The following is a 19,039-nucleotide window of genomic DNA, read 5'->3' as shown; positions in this document are numbered from 1 at the left end:
CGTGTCAGTCACTTTCCATTTGTGGTGCCAATCTCCCTCATAATCCCAATTCATATCAAACTTGATAATGTTGCCGAAATTATCAATCATCTTGTTATCTTGGGTACCAAACCTACCGCTTGCATCTTACCGTTAGCATATACCGAAGTGTTATGCTCTGTACTGGTTGCGCTAGTATAAATGTTGTCTAATTTAATATCTGTTATGCTTACAGTCATATAACCCTCATACAATATATAGTTGTGCGTAATTTAATGATTATATTTACTTGTCTTACACGTTTTTTATAAAACAGATAAATACATCATGTAACACTTCACTTATTCAACATGTGCTATTAAGGTGCAACAACTACCGGATCAATGACTTTCCAATTGTGGTGCCAGTCTGGCTTTTCTCCATTAATTCCATAATCCCAATTCATATTGAATTTAATAATGTTTCCGTAGTTATCAATCATTTTTAAATCTCCACAACCGGCCCAGACATCTCCATCAACAGTCCCACCAGACCAGTTAAAATACATATCAACAGCTTCATACTTTACACAGATAACACCTAAATTTAGAGCATTCTGGTATTCTTGTTCCGTCACGATATTACTTGCTTCTAAATCCTCCCAATGACTACTGTCATCAGTTCTAATAATATTATATTCATTATCGTAACTAGCGAAATGCTGAAAATGCGCATCTTCGTCAGACAGACCGTAATCGGTAAAATGATAATATGTAGCCACTGAAGATATATCGGTGTAATACTGAGTATTCGAATACGCAATTCTAACACCACCTCCAGCTAGCTCACTCGCTGATGGCCTTCCTATTAAAAAACCAGCAGCCTTGCTGCCACTTCCTCTCCCCCAAGCGCCAACTAATCGAAGATGATGTGTTGGCGTAAAATCTATGCCATAAAAATCAGATGCCATTTCTAACAGTTGATGAGTCGCTGGAAAGCTACCTGCCACATAACGGATAACCCGTAAGGTGGCGAGATTAACTTTTTTCATATCGTATATTTCAATCTTATCTTCAGAGATAGATAACATCTCAGCCGAAATATTCACAATCTCGCTTTCGTCGGTGGAAGTCCATTGGGTATCAGTACCATCACTCAATTGAGCCACCCATTTATAGTTGCCAGTTGCGGCATAAGGCACAGTAAAGTAAATGGGGATCCTAATGTCTGATGTAATGGTTTTAGCTTCCGCCTCGCTCTCTACTCCGTTATATATATCGTGGAGATATTCGTTAGAGACATCCGACCGTGTCCAGGTGACCGGATGAGACTCCCCGACACCATCAATATAAAATAAGTTGGTGTGGTCGTAGACATATTGTGTCACTGCATCAATCGATTCAGTGCCATTATAAGTGACACTGGGAAATACTACCACTTGCATCTTACCGTTAGCATATACCGAAGTGCTATGCTCTGTACTGGTTGCGTTAGTATAAATGTTGTCTAATGTAATATCAGTTATGCTTATAGTCATATAACCCTCATATAATATATAGTTAAGATAATTAAGATAATTAAGGTGTAATAATTTTCGGCTTTATTTGACTTCATGGTTAACCCTACACCTTTGATAGCTTCGTGTGTAGGGTGAGTTAAAAATTAATGCAGCCATCATAAAAATAGAGCAACTCGGTTCTTTCTTTAAATCCGTAATAGCGGCGCCGTAGGAGGCGGCCTTGTCGGTATTGATGGCCAAGGGACACGCCCAGCATTTGAGCCCTTTAAAGCTTTAGCCAAAAACCGTTTAGCTGATTAGACCTTCTTTGCAACAGCGCCCGTCATAATCATTTGTAAAGATATAATGATACCTCTTTGACATGTAAAACTTTTTTATGCTAGCATTAACATTACATTATTTTAAATAAGAAATAACGCAACAAATTCATTAAACAAATATTTTCCATTTAATGTAACCGTAATTAATCATATAACCTTTATAAGCATATGGAATTGACCAGTGAAGGTTCTGTTGAACGCTAAAATATGTCTTCGTTAAACATTTACACTTCACAATCAACCGATGACAATAACCCGAATAATGTCGACTCTGTTGCCAAGATAAGTCCTATCCCAAAAGTATTGCGATGATCTGGCTGATGATTCATCGTTCACGCGTGCATTAGCCATTAGACGGATCTCTCCTGTGATTCTTGACCGAACAATCAGATCTTGAACTGTCATTTTTAAACATGTATCAGTTTCAATTCTTTGATGGTGGTATAACCTGTCTTCATTGATGACGAAGGGACACTCGCAGGATCCCAGCATTTTCAAGGCATTATCCAAAAAATTGGTGCAGTCTTTGCATTGCGTCAGAACGTTAAATAAAAGTCAACGGTATGCCCATGTTTATCTATAGCAGAGATGCATTCAACTCAAAATCTTTGGTAGGAGTAATGATATGATCCCAACAAAAGAGAGTATAAGGTCACAGCACCATCAAATTAAAACCCTTTCCCCAGTTAATTGGCTGAACCTTTTCGCTATCTCGCCCTGGTATTTCCGGTCTGTTACGTATTATTCATTTAAGAATACATTGAACAAATAACATTATTAACAATCCCCCCAGCGATTACTACACTTTTTATACTCCTGCTCCTTATCAGTAGATGACTCAGCATTATGAATACAACTAAGGGCACTTTTTAAATAATTACATCTGGCTGTTGATAGCGATCATTCATATCAATAACAATATTATTTATCCGCCTAAAACCTAAAATTACAGAACATCAATTATTAGTATATCGGCATGATTGACTGGAATTATATTAAGGTGTACCGTTTGATGAATCAGACTGGTATACGATAACGTTATGAACATACTTTAACAAACTAAAATACATATCGACTCAATCATACCAACCTAAATAGTTATATTTAGACACAGTAATGTTATCACTCTCACTTTATTCACATGAGATATCTTAACAAAGCCACTAAAGAGGCAAGATGAAAATGTTAATTGCTAATAATAGATATCAAGACAATAACATCAGCAAGCCCTGTCTTTTTGGGTGAGGGCGATGCTGTTGTTAACGGAATAAAAGCGGCGTAACCATGTAAAAAATGCTGTAGATATTATAGAGCCTTATCATTCAATTTTTAGCGAATATTTACTTATGAATATGATAAAGAAATCTTTTGATGAGTTGGCTTATCTTGATCTTAATTATTTCCCTATGTTAGCGGTCTTGTTAAACGAAAAACATGTAAGCAATGCCGCCACAACGCTTGAGATTTCTCAGCCTGCAATGAGTCAATTGCTAAAAAAGTTCCGTAAAATATTTAGCGACCCCTTGTTGGTTAAAACTCAAAGAGGCATGATTTTAACCAACAAGGCTCAAGAGATAAACCAAACACTGGCCCCCATTTTGGCACTCATGATTAATACGATTGAATGCCGTCAATTTTGTGCATTAACAACTCAAGGCACTGTACGACTTATCATGGATGACGTCTGTGCTAGGGTCTGTATTGTTAAAATAATTACGCATTTACAGCTATTAGCGCCGAAATTGAACCTGCAAATAAGCGCACTTGGTGATGATAGTTTTCAACAACTCCGCAGAGGGCAGGTTGATTTTGTCATTAGCGTCCATAACGGAAGCTTTCATGATCTTAATCACAATATAATTTCATCTATTGCTTTTCAAGATGCCTCAATGCCTCACTTTTCACACGATAAAGAATTAAAACGGTTGGTGTATAAGCATCTCGGCTGTGACAAGTCATCAGTAACCACTGATAAGAGTCTCGATGAGATGACCGCTTTGAAGTCAGACTCGTTAGGCACGGTTGTGAATGCCTTGAAGACTTCTAATACACTTGCTTGGCTACCTCGTTATGTGACAAAGGCGCGAGATAATGTCAATACTGCGCTCCAATGGAAAGGACAGATAGAGCAACATCCATTAAAGCTTTTCTGGAACGATGATAGCGAGCATTCGGAAGTAAACAAATGGTTACGAAATGAACTGACTTTGTTATTGCCTAAAATACTGCAAGATTGAGGGGAAAGGAAAGTGCATTATTCGACATTAGAACGTATACAAGCTTGCGATCTTAATTTGTTATTAAGCTTAGCCGTGTTGATTGAAGAGCAGAATGTTTCGAGGAGTGCAGCACGTCTTGGGTTTTCTCAAACGACGATGAGTAAGCATTTAAAGAAATTACGCATTTTTTTTGAAGATGAACTGTTCTTTAAACAGGGATATAAGATCAGAGCTAACGATAAAGCGCTATCACTATTACCAAATCTACATCAATGGCTACAAATGAGTCATTGTCTTATCCAGCAATCGCCTTTTGATGTATCAGATGTCCATGGGGTGATCCGCATTGCATTTCGAGACGATCAGACTGAACTGTTTATGCCATTAATATTGGAAACAATGGCAAATGAAGCGCCTTATATTCAGTTAGAGTTCATGAATAAATCTCGTCACGTGTTTTCGATGCTTGAGGCCGGGGAATTAGATTTAGCCACGGCTGCCAGTGAATATCCACCAATGAATATTTATGGGGATGCTATCCCTAACGTCAATCATTATGCTGTTTATGCTCAAAATCACCCACTTGCAGTTATTAACAAACCGACGTTAAAACAAATCTTTTCTCATACGACTGCTGAATATAATTCCTCTGATTCATTGGAGTCGGCAATACATCAGCTTGCAAATCAGCATGATTATACTCGGCATGTATCATTTAGTAGTGATTCGATGATGGTGATGTTACATGGATTGTTAGCTGGGCAACATGTTGGTTTTGTACCAAAGAGGATCTTTTATGATCCTTTCTGGCGACAGCATTTATTGCGTGTTCATATTCCAGAAGCAAAGAGTGTTCCCACCTATTTATTTTGGCATACACGAGTGCATAACGATCGACTCATTCAATGGTTTAAAAATCGTATCTTGAGTTTGATTAATGAACATTTAGACCCCAATTAATGCAGTAAGCGCGGCAGGAAAACTGAAATATGATGAATTTTTATGCTGTCCAATTGACGAGCTTTGCAACACAACCTGTTAATCACTTATTTTATGTTCTAACACGGATCACCAGAAAAGGGGGGGGTGATTAATGGCAATCATTTTAACGCGTTAGCGCTGCACAATATCAACGTTGAATATTGTTATAGCCGACGCATGCTGAGCTTGATTGAAATCTTTTCAATCAAGTATTTAAACAGTCTTGTCAAACAAAGTCACCGTATTGTGAAAGGAAAAATGAACCAGGCACTAAGTTGAAATCTGACGAAGGAGCAACGGTCACATTGGCGAGTATAGAACTGTAGTCGATGATTAAAAATGGGCAGCTAGACAACCCTGAAGGTGTATCTGTTTGGGATGAGTTTTACGCGCTTGCAGCCTAATGGTATCTGAAAATCAGTACGTTTGTACTCCAGCATAACTATGCGAAAACCCCATGGTTTTCATCGTGATAGAGTTTCTCAGTATACAAGCAAGCGATATAGGTAGTTACTGTCTAGTTATGGTATCCGAGCCAGCATGGGAGATGTCGGCGCCTGTTGGCATAATGCTGTGGTATACCGATTCTTTGGCAGCTTGATTGGATATTAAAGTCGCTCAGCCAACTAAAGCGCATATGAAGCAAGATATGACTCGCTATATGCGATATTACAACGTTGAAAGGTTCCCCCCTAACGGAGATGAATCACCTGTTAACGATGACAATGTCCTTTGAAAAGTGTCTGGTTAGACTTGAGCAGTACAGTCCCCTGATGAAATGGTCTTCCAAGTCGCACGACTAACCGCGGATAATCAGCTTCCCGGAAGAATACGGGAAATCATCCCTAAGGGGATAAACAACATATACTCAAACCGTGCCCTTGATATTAGCAGATACAGACAATCAACTTACCCAGACTGCCTACCGTCTTACTCTGCAACTTTATCAGCACCCATCCGTATTTACCGAACAACGGTATTCAGTCACCCAAGATTATAGATATCGTTAATATTTCAAGCCGCCCTTCGCACACGCAGGTAGATGAAAAGAACATATTATAGGTATGCTTATTACCTTAATTGATGGTTCTATTATCCACCATCAACAGCTATAGCGCTAATTCCCCCCCCACACACGATCTTGGCCATTTACTCAGGGGACAACTCGCGCTATATCGAGGCAATTTCCAACGTCTGACCTTTGAACACCTGGTAGTTACTGGCGGCCAGTCTGACGCGACCTCGTTGGCGTTCAATCAGTAATGGTTCGCACAGACCATTGGCCTGAAGTTTGTCAGCGAGCTGTTTTCTGGCACGATGGATTTGTATGTTGACATGATTTTCAGATAAGCCAATGTCCTTGGTTAATTGGCTAATGCTGCGCCAGCCTTGTAGCGCATCAGGTAGGGCTTGTTGTTGATCTTGCCCCTTGTATCTTGCTAATAGCGCGGTGAGATAATGATGACTGCGCACCTCGCACTTAATCAAACCCTGACGATTTTTAAGCGTCAGCTCGGTTAACTCCTCATCCTGACTGATGTTGAAAATATAACATAAGTCATTCTCCGGCTTGTCATTAAGGGCAATGGTCTCTTTTTCACAGCTCGTGGCCCCTTTGACTAATTGCCACATCGAGTCTGAAAACTTCAATAATTCACCGTCTTCAATCTGACTCACTGCGCCGTTATCGACACTTTCACATAGCCAGCACTGCGCTGCTACATCATAAAAAATGATGATCTCAGGCGAAGATTCCGTCGGCAAAAAATGGTAACGCTGTAAAAAAATCGGCTTAACCTGTGACGCCCCTTGGCCTTGCCGCTCATCCTGCGCATGTGGCACCAACACATCTTGGGGTTCATCGACATTATCCACCACAAATTGAAGATGCTGTTGATCCGCAAAGCAGATCGTATCGTGTAGCTGTAAGGGATGTAATTGGTTAACCGTGAGCATCTGCTTGTTTAGCCACACGCCATTTTTACTCAGATCACGGATAAACCACGCGCCATCAATCCATTCAATAACCGCATGGAGCCGAGAGATTTCCGGACTGTCTATCACCGTATCGACCGCACTTGCCAGTCGGCCAAACTGATGAAAGGCCTTGAGGTATAATTGAAACTGCGTCGTTGTTGAAGTTAAGTAAGCCATATCATTCCTTAATCTTGGGCCATCAATCGGGGGCTAAATAATGTCACCCTTTAGCTGTTGTACTTTAGCGGATCAACCAAGCTGTCAGTATTACCCCACTATTACACCGCGGGGACTTATTCGACGCACATTGCCTCCCCCTGATATACCAGAAAGAGGCACACGGGCAGGACCCATGCATCCCGCCCTGATGCGCACCGTGATGACGGATCCAGCAGTGCATTGGTATGACATTACGGTGCAGTTACCACAATTGAACGTAAGCAATTTCACCGATCTTAAACGTCAGTGACGACTGCTGCGCTTTATCAAAACTCGACTGAGACTGCGTAGCCAGCCCATTGACCACTTGGGTAATATACAACTGATGGCTTTGAACACTGCCCACACCATCCCACTCAACGCCATTAAGCAGCTCCGTTAATTCAGCGATGTCGCTGCTCGCTATCGCCCGGTTAACCGAGGCTTTAAACGCGGACTGCGCATGGAGTTCAAACGTCAGGTTCAATATCCACCTTTGCACCGACTCAGTTTCGGTGGCGATGAGGCTATTGAGCAAATTAATACCATGACTGTCCGTAAAACCAGCCACAAATACCGGCGCAAAAATGGCATCACCCACAACCCCGATCAGTGACTGCAGCTCAAGGGGGTTGGTGCTAAAGTTCAATGCCATGATCACACTGACATATTCATCCGACAACTGACTGCCATCGGGCAAAGTGGAATTGTTTTTATAGATCAGGGTTAATTGTTGCTCAGCGGCTGTCTTCGCGTCGCCCGCTGAAGACTCAATCACATCATACAAATCATTGCAGATCCGTGGGATGTTTTTACCACCGCCCTCAGGCTCGGGTAAACTCGCATTAGCATTGGACAGAAATTGCAGTAAATTAGCTCGATTACTGTTGATGCTGTCTAACCAGTTTTGCGGAAACGGCGAGTTATCTGCAGACACGGCGGCTTTCATTGCGACATTCATAGTTAAATCCCTTTATTAAGGTGAATGGATGGGGGTAAAACATCATTTAAGTAAACTTTTTATGCTGAACATGGTATCGGTATCGGCGGCTTGTTGATGACAATTGAAACAGCTGACATTACCGGTGTGGGGCGGGGTGAACGCCTTAAAGAACGGCTCTAATACCGGGTTAGATAGCGTCGCCGGGATCGGTTGACCCATAATGGGATGCCACTGAATATCAATAAACTCATACTGATCCCATGGCGCGCCCAGCGCAGGCGTTACCGCCACCGTGTCGGCATCTGCCGCGATGTCACGGCGACACATTTGCACCAAATCAGCGCTAACCCGCTGCCCCGACTTGCCAGATTGATTAATCACGCACTCCTCATTGGCGATGATCTGAGCGGTTAACTCACCACAAGCGCTCACTTGATCGGCACTCAGCATCTGACAACACGCATGATGGTACTGGGTTAATTGAGGGCACGTATCGAGCGGCAACGGTGTAGTCACCCCCTTATCTTGGTTAAACAGCAACCATTGAGGTTCCTCCCCTATAGGCAGCGCTGCCAATTGCTGATAACTCGGCGCCACACCAGGGTGGAGGTAAGTCGCCCAGGTAAAGGGGCTGCTCTTCAACAACGTGCCATCACTGACGAGGTTGGCCTGCGGTTTCATGGCGACATGAAAACCCAATAGCGCCACATCAGTACGTCGGCAGCTAGGCATATTGGGTAACTTAAGCAGCACTTTATCGCGATAAAATACCGTGGCTGGATAGGATGCATCCTGAACGACGATTTGCCAGGCAAATTTAATTAAAATGGCCCCGGGGCGACTGGGCTGTGAGTCTCTGTTAGCCATTTGTCCCGGAAAAGCGAACCGCCCCGATTGATGCTCAGTGATCGCCGACTCCGCGACTTGATTCAACAACACATCGTACACGATCGGATTCAAGGCACTGTCGAGCAAAGGACTGCCGGTGGGCGTATTGAAATCAGCCACTATGCGATAGGCTTGCCCCTGCTGCAGGTATTGTTGCTGTAGCGCGCCGCAGGCGGCATACGCTGCCTGCGAAGGACCTTCAGCAGCACTCCACTGATCACCTTTGTATTTCAGTTCATTGATTGAACGCCAGCGACGATCCACCTCATTCCAGATCGGCGCAGGCTGGGTAAAACGCTGTAATGCCCGTCCTGCAAACCCCCGCATCCCCTTCACATTGAGCTGCGCATTCACCAAGGGGACATATTCCCGATCGGGGGCATCCTCCGTGGCCACACTCGGCACAGCAACCAGCACCAGTAAACACACCCACAGCCAGACCACGCTCCCTTTAGCCAACTTCATCGTAAATCGACTCATCACACCTCCCTTTATGATTGTGCACACACGGTGATTTCAAGCCATTGCACTACGCGTGTTATTAATACGGTGGATAAACCCCAGAGCTTGCTGCTCTGTGGCAATCGCCAGGGCTTGATTGAGATCCCTGTCCCCAGCACTGTCCGACTCAGTGCCTTGCAGCGCAGCAGCCTTCACACGATAGGTTTCAGACAGATAAAAAACGTCTTTACTCGTAGCACACGCCGCGATCACCTGATCGCACATCGCTATCGATGCCCCCTCCTCACCGCACACCCGTAACGCATCGGCATACAAGGTCTGATAGATCGCCACATTGGTGATGGCCCCGGTATCCAAATACGCCGCAATGGACTGCTTCATGTCGCTCAGCCCTTGTGGCTTTTGCTCCAATACCACCGCACAATAACCACTGAGTATCTTGGCGACAGCATGCCAAAGAGCAATGTCACATTGCGCCGCTAAAAACTGTGCTTCATTGGCTTTTTGGTACGCAGACGGGAGATCAGCCATGATAATGTCAATTAACGCCGCACGGCATAAACAGTGAACCAAGGTGTAAGGGTGTGAGGCTTGCCTCGCAAGCATTAACGCGTCCTGGGCAAAGGCACCACTTTCAGGGGCATTATTCGTCAACACATAGTGGTTAAGTGCCGTGTATATGCCCGCCGCCACCTGAGTGTTATAGCCATACAACGCCGTACAGTCGGCTTGAAAATTCTCACCTAAGCCATGACGCGCTAGGGTGTTGAACTGCGCCGTTTGCTGCAAGAGCCCGTATGCGGTAGATAACTGTCCCTGCCACAATGCAATAAAGGCCTCTGACAAATGCGGACAGATTTGTGCCAAGTGATCGCCGGGGACACAGTGAGCCCGGTACACGGTGGTGAGCGCCAGCGCCTGTTCAAAATTGCCCGACACCATCTGGAACACCGACTGCCCCCAACAATCAGTCGCCGCTTGGCGGCGCAAAGTGTCGGTCATCTCCCTGGCCTCGCCGACATGATCCTCAGCTTGCCGCGCTTTGAGCTCGGCAAGGGTGTGCTGGATCTGCTCCACTTGCTCACTGGCGTAGCCTGACTTCATGGTCAACACATTGGCAAGTTGAGTATTTAATTCCATTTTCTCCAGCAGATACTCACCGTCTGCCGTGTCCAGCTGGACAAGGGCAGCCTGATAAAACGTCACCGCTTCCCTATGGGATGCAATCGTCACCGCGTGATCGCCTGCTAATGCATAATAGGTGCTGGCAGCACCACATTCGCCGGCGCCGGCATAATGACGCGCGGTTTCTGCCGGGTGGCGCGCCACTCTGTCAGCGAAATCATCCACCAAAATACGCGCCAACTGCAGGTGCACCTGTTGCCGCGCGGGACGTTCCATCCCATCGTAAGCGGCGTCTCTGACCAGTGCATGCTTAAAGAAATATCGATCCCCGTCTACCTGACGTTGAAGGTAAACTAATTCAGCGTTAATCAAGGCCTGCAGATCTTGTTGTACCTGCGCTTCACCTTTACCGGATACGGCGATCAGTAACGTATAATCAAAGGCACGACCAATGGTCGCAGCCAGTTGCGCCGTCTCTTTGGCGAACCGCAACCCATCGAGTCGCTGCTGTAACAGCTCCCTTAAGGTCGCAGGCACGGGGTGGGTGTCATGGTCGACAAAATCGATGATGCCATTCACTTTGTGCACGGATTTTTGCTGTTGCAAGCTGGTGATCAACTCTTCAATAAACAGCGGGATCCCATCCGTGCGCTCAATCAATAGCGCCGTCAACCCTGCAGCTAGCCGCTGTCTGTCAAACAACTCATCAATCAAGGCATAGCTTTGTGAGCGGGAGAGTCGATTGATGGCCACTGGGATAAACGCACTCATCGTCAACGGTAGCGGTTCGCGGGAGGTGTTGAGCCAGGCATGGCGACCTTGGGTAAACACCTCAGTGCTCACCAGATAACGGATAAATTCGCAACTGACAGGATCCGCCCAATGCATGTCTTCAAAAATAAATAAGTATTGATCCCGCTCCGACGTTGCCGTATCGCCGACCACCTCGACGTGGCAAAGCAACGCACTGATCACCGCAAATAAACACCGCTTTTGGCGCTCAGGTGACAATTCACTCAACAGGTAATCGTCGCTCAAAGGAAGGTTTAACCACGCAGCTAATACCAGCAAACCTTGGCGTTGATGTGACTCACTGAGCGACGTTTTCGCGATCATCACCATTAAGTGTGCACGGCAGCGCTCATCCGACATCCCCATCAGGCCATGCTGATGTTTCAGCAAGGTTAAGATCGGCGATAGCGCATTATTTTGATGCTCGGGTAAACACTGAGCCACAAAGTAACGCCGACTCACCAACCGCTCTTTAAGCTCAAGCACGCAACGGGATTTACCGATCCCCGCTTCACCATAGACATGCGCCAGTAAATGCCCTTGGCCAGGTACAACAGGCCCAAGGACACGCGCATCTGCAGCAGCGGTACATGGGCTGGTCAGTACCGCAATGAGCTGGGTCAATTCCTGCTCTCGACCAATAAAACCCCGGTGCTTTCGTGTGCCCCGAAGAAAACCAAATGCCTCAGATTGGCGTTCACTGCTTAACTGATAACAATGGGGCTCCAGAGTCCCCTCATGGTGAGACTCTCTGGCGGGCAAAAAATCAAAATTAACATGGCTTTCAAGCCGTTGCTTTGCCCTGTCAGAGCATAAAATTTGTCCGGGCTGGGCCTTGCGGCACAACGTCATCGCTTGATGAGCGGTATGGCCTTCCGGCAGGGCATTGGCAACACTGACCATGTAACCGATATCAATTCCCATCTGGACCTGGCTGACAATGCCATGGCTGTGCTGCAACAGTTTATTCTTGTTATTAAAATTACTGACAATGTCCAACGCAGTACGGCTGCATAACCGGCTGTCATTTTCACTCACGTTCGGATGACCAAAATAAAACAACAGGTTGTCCCCTAGCCCACCCACGTGATTCGCCCCATAACGGATCGCAATGTCGATACACTGTTGCATTAAGTCGTGATGGAAGGTGTCGATGATCTCCTGCTCTACTGGATGGGCACTTGAGCACGACTGCGCGCCTAAAATGACACTTAACACCGAGATCGGTTTACGCTCGGTGAGTCGCGAGTAGGAAAAACGCCCCGCGTGGATCAGAGTGTCAGCGTTATTAACAATCTGTGTCTCTACCGAGCCCCTGTGGTGGTGCTCCTGTTCTGAGAGCGCCCCCACCAGGTTAGCAAAGTTAAGCTGACAAAATTCATGGTACAACTTGGCCGTATCAGCCGGCCTTTCATGGGCTTTTTTACTCAACACACGCCGAAATAAATGGGCTGAACGATGACCGGCTAACAGCCCTAAAGGCACATTAGATGCACTCAATTGTTGATGAAAAATGGCCGCTAAACTGCCGCCGGTAAACGTCGGAACCCCGGACAAACACTCCAAAAACACCAACCCCCACACATAAATATCCGTTTGGGCCACCGGCGGCTCTCCTCGGAGTTGCTCCGGGGCGCTGTAGGTGGGCGTACCCAATGTTTCTTGGGTTAACGTGATGCTCTTATAGTCAAGCTGGCGGACATCGTGTTGCAAGGTACCAATGCCAAAATCAAGCACTTTGACATGGGTTTTGGCGCCCACTTTATACAGCATAATATTGGCGGGTTTAATGTCTCGATGGATCACCCCTTGCTCATGGGCATGGGACAATGCATCTAACACACAGGCCATGATCTCCGCCGCATCAATCGCACTGAGCGGTCCATGAGCCTCCAAATGCGCCTTTAATGTGTGGCCATCAATAAATTCATACACCGCATAAATGACACTATCGCCTTGCTGTCCTTTGTCCAGCAACTGCACAATATTGGGATGGTTGAGGCGACAGATCAGATCAGACTCGCGATGAAAACGGGCAATATGGCGTCGATTCTTCTCTGGAGAGGCATCAGATAACAGGGTGAGAAACTTAATGGCGACGAGTTTTTGCGTGCTGTGCTGTATCGCTTTATAGACTTGCCCAAATCCGCCGGCGCCGATCTTTTCAAGTAATTGATAATCTGGAGAGTGAAAGCGCCCCACTACTGGGTCTTGACCTAAGTGCACTATGTCCATTCAGTGTTCTCATGAGTAAAGTAATGACTAAAAAAAACAGGGATCCATCCGTTGTACAACCAGCTTTAAATACCCACTCATCATGACAAGAAATAGGGTTAAAAAAAGGACAAAAACAACATGGAAACAACATGGATGCATCAATTGGTTTACAAATTAATCAATTTCACCGCATTCACCGCAAATAAATGGTTAACCTCACAAATGGCACTAGTACAAAATGTACATCAACCACTAAACACACTTATGCGCCAATTTTAGGCAAAAAACAGCCTGCTAATCCTTGATAAAAACCAGACCGTAGTTGATCAAACTTGTGTAATGAATGTGGGAAATCCACGATGAGAAAATGGGTAAGACAACTTAATTCAGGAAAATAAAGCCACTGTTAGCTGCTAGCAACGCTATGACTGTCATAGTTGTTAACATGGGGATATCAACAACCGGTGTCGAACCAAATGTAAATAATGAGAAGTTTAACCACCGACCTCCTCTTGAACTTTTTTCAATTTGCTAATCACTGATTGATGTAGCTGTCGTTGGCTAAAATGCTTATCGATCTTAGATAATGAAGAACTGGGGATGGACGCTTCTAAGATTCAAGCACCAGCGTACACCACAGGTTCCTCTGTCTGAGTGACTTGCCGCCACGCATCAAGGACTAACTGAACACACTGTGGCGCGCAGCGCTGCAAGCTGCCCTTTTGTCATGCTGTGAGTTTGCTAGAGTACGGAACATGCACATTTTAACGGCAGAGACAGCAAGCCATTTTGATGATGCTGAGCCACCAATACAGATTAAAGCACTGCCTTTTTAGGTGGCAAGCACCGTCATCCGTCATGCTAAGCACCGCTCACGACAACACCGTGCTTAAGGAGCACTGTTCAGCCTCAAGGATGACGATTACGGCAAAGGGCCATTGAATGTAAAACGGCTGACTTTCCCCTACAGGAGACATCAAGCCCAGTATCGATAAAGTACACTTTCTCTTCAGGCTTGGTGCAAAAGGCACCTGACGTCATTCTCCAAAATAAACTCAGGTGCCCAGAGTAAACATCAATTCTGCTCTTGGTCCCTAGCCAAGCGCTTTTTTTTACCTAAATTCAGACTAACAGACTCTGGCATCGCTAAAATTACCGAGGGCAGACAGACATCGCCAGCCCAGTGCAGCGGCTTAACACCGTGTATTGATCATTATTTGAGTTGCTGCGGTAGCGTTGAAGGTAACTTTCCTTACCCACGCTATAGCGCAACCACTTTAATCCATTTGATGTAAACAGATCCCACTATGATGACCAACAAAATAGCTGAGTCATTTCGCTCAATGCAACAAGAGCCGACCGCAGCTAAATAGTGATGAATCACGACGGTTAAAAGAATTTACTCATGCCATTACCAAAGGTAATCACTTGGTCGTTGAATATAACCAAAACGTTCATAAAAGGCTTCCTTTCCTTTTGCCGCCAGTAGCGCAGCGGTTGAACCTTGATACGCTGGGTGCACAACCACATCTTGTACATAAAAAGACATAGCACCGTCGCCCACGACACGCCCCATTGCAACCAACTGGTTACCGTCACAAATCCCAACATGAAATAAAGAGTGATTAAGGCTTTTTTGCGCCATCTCTCCAAATGCCGTGGTATATTGAGATATGTCATTGGTGTGGCCGTATTTGCCTATCTGGAATCAATCTACACTGACACCTTACAGGCATGACCTCCAAAGCCTGAGACCCACTGACATCCCCTCAAGATCTTCATTGTTATCATTGATGCTGACGAAGCGACAGCTCACATAGCTAAGCACTTGACGGTTGTGTGCCTATGCATGCTGGGAGACCCTACCATGATGAAGAAACCGCAGGCTATGGAGGTAATAGTGAACAGATAATGGGGCGAACTAGGCAATGTTCAACATTACTATACAAGAAGTGCTCTTACATGGCGCTGCTCATCAAGATATAAATGAATAGCATTAACTAAGTTGTTGCCCGCCTTTTTCCATTCTTGGCGGGCTTTTTTTTACCCGTAAACCGCACATCCTATCAAGGCCATCGGTATGGATTTGTTCTACTGTAATTTCAGATAATTAAGGTTTGTGGTGTAACATGCCATGAGTGGGTGGTAATCATTGCCGCCATTTTCTGTATTAGCAGATAAGGGGGTAAAAACAATGATAGGCGCTAGGAGTGAGTCGCAGTTTGTAACACATTACAACACAATGTCATAAAGTTATATTGTATTTGCTTTGTTGACGACATTAACAAAAAAGAGGTGGTAGCTATGGCAACTGCGTCATTCAATAAAGACTTTGTTGTTACTGATGAAAAGAGTATACAACAATTGAAGAGCGAACTTTGCAAGCCGCGCGTAGTGGAAGTAAAGAAGCGCGATCATAAAAAAGATAAAGTCAAAGGAATCAGCTTATTAAGACAACGATTGTCAAGCTTGGAGACTTACTAGAAGAGTTTGAAAAAGAAGAAACTTCCAAGCTCTTTTTAGATTTTACTTGCCCCAAAAACCCCGATGTAGAAGACTTCCTCCGTTTTAAGTCCATCCGTTTTGAAGAAAGCGACAGTGCACGAACATACTTAATATTAAATGAAGAAGGCCTCATTCTGGCTTACTTTTCCATATCCTTTAAAGAATTGTATCTTGGCAGCTTCGAACTCGCGAAAACACAAGTTAAAAAGCTTGATGGAATGCGAAAGGATGTAGAAAGGCTTCGGGTCTTTTTGATAGGCCAACTAGCAAAGAACTATAGTGTCGACGACAACGCACTTACTCTTCAAGGTGTTTTAGATGAAGTGTATTGCGTCATTGACCAAGTTAAGTCTTTAATCGGTGGGCGCGCTATCATACTAGAGTGTGAAAATAGTCAAAGACTGATTGAGTTATATGAGCATCATGGCTTTAAGGTGTTGAACACCAGGGAAGATGCTGACTAATTAGTTACGATGTACACTCATATTACAAAATAGCTGTCATCAAAATTTTATACATTCACATCGCATCAGCTTAATTTTATAAACCATAGATTCGCCAAAATCAGTAATCACAGTAGTTCGACACAAATGTGGTAGAGCATGAGGGCTTCAAGATCGTTGCCTTGAAGCTTAAAGTGTTATTTTTGTATGCGCAACAGGTGGATTGGTCAACTTTCTGTTGATACTTTTTTATGCGCCTGTACATAGTAGCCCAATACCCTATGAGGTAGACTATTTTTTGAGGTCTGTATAATAAACTGTTAGGTTTTTCAGGGAGGTTTTGTCGCCACATCAAACTTGTCAATCTGCGTATTGACGGTAGTCAAGAGACCTACCCAGGTACGACGGACTCTTTTGCCAACCATTCTAAAACGATTATATCACATAACGTGTATGGTCAAGTTCCCATGGCGTTGAGTGAGTACGTCTATGTGGTTCACCCTCTGAGCCCGAGGTTGAATGTGGTAAAATAAAGGGATAGCGTATTGATCCAGTGGATATAGTCATCCAATCTGACGCGATAGATGCAGTCAATACGTTGTTAGACAGGCCGTGAAGCAAACACTGGCACTCAGCGACGCAGTGTATCCAATCACCGTTATACTCCAGTCTGTTTGTGTTGAACATGCCAAGGCTATCTGTTGATATCGATCTGACTTACGTCCCGATTGCAGGTCGCCAGCAAAGTATTACTCACATTAATGGTGCACAGCGATCAAGATGCGCTAGCATGAATAGCGTCGCGGCGTGTTTCTTTAAACATGTGTCGTTGGCGCAATGATAGGGTGGAAAAATGGGTGCTGCACTGGATAGTGCTGCACCCGAGAGATTTATCCGGTATCAACCTATTACTAAGAGAAAGTCACTATTCAGACGCACTCAAAAGAGGGCTTATTGATGCCCTTGCCAGTAGCAACAGGCCAATCCATGAGTGACTCAATCTAAACTTGATTAACCAGCGAACGGCATTTGAGCATCAATTCTATGGGGTGCCTGAAATCACGTTTAATTGCAGTGAAACAATATCATCAAAGCAGAGTAACGGACGCGACCGAGTAAAGGGAATGGGAATGGTGAGTGTAATAATCTTATGAAAATACCCCTAAAAACATCAAAAGTAATCAATCAGTATATGATTTACTTTAAAGGCTTAAGATCCCGACCCGCGAGATCTTAACTTCCCAACAGTAGCAAACTAACCGTTTTCAATAAATGTATTTTTTCACTTAACAATAACAAAAAACAACGTCATATGATTTTTATAAACAAACACCTCATTGCGACTTTATACGTTAGCAGCCTCTTCATCTTAATGATTTACTGCCAAGATGAGAGACTTTACTTGACGAGGAAAACTGTGTTGTGACTTGAAGCTTCCCCTTTTTATTAAAGAAGGTTGGAGCAGTTTCATTTATTGCAGAAATAGCAGGGGTATTGGCTATACCTTGATAATGGATACCCCAAGCGCTGTCTTTACGGTCAAACGCCATAAAGGCTGAGCCCGTTATATTTTCCATTACTTGACCAGATTCATCAGTATGGAAACCATAATCTACGTATTCCATAGCCTCAACAAGCCCTTCTCCATGTTGATTATCCCTTTGATTATATTCCTCATTCTCTTTATTTCCTTGAACATGATACACTCGCAATGTTTTAGGGTCGAGTTGATCAACAACAAAAGAGCAGCCACTAAACCCTGGGGTAAAAACAAGTTCAGGCTCTCCATTAGCGGGCAAGGTTGGAATATCAACATACCCCCCTTGCGGCGTCCAATATGCCAACTCGGCATTCATTCCTGTCGTTATTAACGGTTTTTGCGGGTTAACCACGTGCAAAGCATGATATGTACTTTGGTTGTTGACGACTTTTAATGCCCCAAACATCATCTTACCGCCGCCCTGTTTATGTTGGAGGGTTTGCTCATCTATTGAGGATAGATTAACTTTTTGAGGGTTTATCAGGTCTGTCAGCAATGGCGCATGACTTAAAGCCTCCTTGCTCAACACATCCCGTAGCCGCTCAGGATGAGCATTAAGCTTGAATATTGTCTTGGAGTCTTGAGCTGGCATGACTATCTGAGCGCCTTCAACCTCCCTTTGAGGACCCACTCTTAACTGAGGCTCATACAAACCATTTTTCTGTTTGGCACCGATGGGAACAAGTCCGTCATCATCAATCAAAGTAATAGGATTATTTCTCACCATCCGATACAAGTTCAAGCCATCCACCATCCAGGCCGGATCCGGATTGAGCCAGCGTCCCATCCACGGCATGTAATAACGGTAACCGTAGTGATACAGCCCTGTGACATCCCGCTCTTTACCTGAGTAACGCACATATTTATACTTCGCCTCCGAGGTATGCTTTGCACTCCACACTGCCGTGCCACCGAAGGGGTAATACTCCTCTTGCGTCAACACATCCCCGTG

General features: G+C 44.7%; 11 protein-coding genes and 2 pseudogenes. 4 read left to right on the top strand and 9 right to left on the bottom strand.

Annotated elements, in window-relative coordinates; all coding sequences use genetic code 11:
• Positions 1–86: 86 nt before the first annotated feature.
• The 3 genes and pseudogenes from FS373_RS32515 to FS373_RS30995 all read right to left on the bottom strand — a co-directional run.
• The gene (locus tag FS373_RS32515) at positions 87–218 is read right to left on the bottom strand and encodes a hypothetical protein (RefSeq protein ID WP_265575370.1); all 132 of its coding nucleotides are present in this window, start codon (positions 216–218) and stop codon (positions 87–89) included.
• A 119-nt stretch (positions 219–337) separates the two neighbouring features.
• On the bottom strand, positions 338–1,495 hold the full coding sequence (locus tag FS373_RS31000) for a hypothetical protein (protein ID WP_152831488.1): 1,158 nt from the start codon (positions 1,493–1,495) through the stop codon (positions 338–340).
• 147 nt (positions 1,496–1,642) lie between these two features.
• Positions 1,643–1,773 (bottom strand): annotated as a pseudogene (locus FS373_RS30995) (IS6 family transposase); the annotation flags it as partial.
• Between the two features lie 1,370 nt (positions 1,774–3,143).
• Here FS373_RS30995 and FS373_RS30990 point away from each other — a divergent pair.
• The 3 genes and pseudogenes from FS373_RS30990 to FS373_RS32365 form a co-directional block, all read left to right on the top strand.
• Positions 3,144–4,034: a LysR family transcriptional regulator gene (locus FS373_RS30990; RefSeq protein ID WP_152831486.1), complete on the top strand. Its 891-nt coding sequence runs from the start codon at positions 3,144–3,146 to the stop codon at positions 4,032–4,034.
• Positions 4,035–4,046: 12 nt separating this feature from the next.
• Positions 4,047–4,976 carry a LysR substrate-binding domain-containing protein gene (locus FS373_RS30985; RefSeq protein ID WP_322619592.1) on the top strand — a complete coding sequence of 310 codons (930 nt, stop codon included), beginning with the start codon at positions 4,047–4,049 and terminating at the stop codon, positions 4,974–4,976.
• Between the two features lie 438 nt (positions 4,977–5,414).
• Positions 5,415–5,733: pseudogene (locus FS373_RS32365) on the top strand (IS3 family transposase); the annotation flags it as partial.
• A 434-nt stretch (positions 5,734–6,167) separates the two neighbouring features.
• Here FS373_RS32365 and FS373_RS30980 read toward each other — a convergent pair.
• From FS373_RS30980 to FS373_RS30960, 5 genes are all read right to left on the bottom strand, one after another.
• On the bottom strand, positions 6,168–7,151 hold the full coding sequence (locus tag FS373_RS30980; protein WP_152831484.1) for an FHA domain-containing protein: 984 nt from the start codon (positions 7,149–7,151) through the stop codon (positions 6,168–6,170).
• 244 nt (positions 7,152–7,395) lie between these two features.
• Positions 7,396–8,133: a hypothetical protein gene (locus tag FS373_RS30975; RefSeq protein ID WP_152831482.1), complete on the bottom strand. Its 738-nt coding sequence runs from the start codon at positions 8,131–8,133 to the stop codon at positions 7,396–7,398.
• 42 nt (positions 8,134–8,175) lie between these two features.
• Positions 8,176–9,510: a hypothetical protein gene (locus FS373_RS30970; RefSeq protein ID WP_152831480.1), complete on the bottom strand. Its 1,335-nt coding sequence runs from the start codon at positions 9,508–9,510 to the stop codon at positions 8,176–8,178.
• A gap of 9 nt (positions 9,511–9,519) precedes the next feature.
• Positions 9,520–13,617, bottom strand: coding sequence for a TOMM system kinase/cyclase fusion protein (locus FS373_RS30965; RefSeq protein ID WP_152831478.1), 4,098 nt, complete (start codon positions 13,615–13,617; stop codon positions 9,520–9,522).
• A gap of 1,393 nt (positions 13,618–15,010) precedes the next feature.
• Complete coding sequence (locus FS373_RS30960; RefSeq protein ID WP_227993435.1) at positions 15,011–15,244, bottom strand: GNAT family N-acetyltransferase; 234 nt, start codon at positions 15,242–15,244, stop codon at positions 15,011–15,013.
• Between the two features lie 659 nt (positions 15,245–15,903).
• Between FS373_RS30960 and FS373_RS30955 the strand changes: the two genes are divergently transcribed.
• Entirely contained in the window at positions 15,904–16,083 is a 180-nt protein-coding gene (locus FS373_RS30955) for a hypothetical protein (protein ID WP_152831477.1), read from the top strand.
• Positions 16,084–17,911: 1,828 nt separating this feature from the next.
• On the opposite strand, the gene FS373_RS32655 is transcribed toward FS373_RS30955, so the two are convergent.
• Positions 17,912–19,039 (bottom strand): RHS repeat-associated core domain-containing protein (locus FS373_RS32655; RefSeq protein ID WP_194165958.1); only part of this gene is annotated, 1,128 nt, incomplete at its 5' end.

It is taken from the genome of Shewanella sp. YLB-07, assembly GCF_009377275.1.
The sequence above is the reverse complement of the archived record's forward strand: the minus strand, read 5'-3'. Positions and strand labels throughout refer to the sequence as shown.

What these genes read in the sequence shown, in the direction of transcription:
- FS373_RS30990 (WP_152831486.1), top strand. Translation starts at nt 3,144, where the DNA reads ATGAATATGATAAAGAAATCTTTTGATGAGTTGGCTTATCTTGATCTT.
- FS373_RS30960 (WP_227993435.1), bottom strand. Translation starts at nt 15,244, where the DNA reads ATGGCGCAAAAAAGCCTTAATCACTCTTTATTTCATGTTGGGATTTGT.
- FS373_RS30975 (WP_152831482.1), bottom strand. Translation starts at nt 8,133, where the DNA reads ATGAATGTCGCAATGAAAGCCGCCGTGTCTGCAGATAACTCGCCGTTT.
- FS373_RS30955 (WP_152831477.1), top strand. Translation starts at nt 15,904, where the DNA reads ATGGCAACTGCGTCATTCAATAAAGACTTTGTTGTTACTGATGAAAAG.
- FS373_RS30980 (WP_152831484.1), bottom strand. Translation starts at nt 7,151, where the DNA reads ATGGCTTACTTAACTTCAACAACGACGCAGTTTCAATTATACCTCAAG.
- FS373_RS30965 (WP_152831478.1), bottom strand. Translation starts at nt 13,617, where the DNA reads ATGGACATAGTGCACTTAGGTCAAGACCCAGTAGTGGGGCGCTTTCAC.
- FS373_RS32515 (WP_265575370.1), bottom strand. Translation starts at nt 218, where the DNA reads ATGACTGTAAGCATAACAGATATTAAATTAGACAACATTTATACTAGC.
- FS373_RS31000 (WP_152831488.1), bottom strand. Translation starts at nt 1,495, where the DNA reads ATGACTATAAGCATAACTGATATTACATTAGACAACATTTATACTAAC.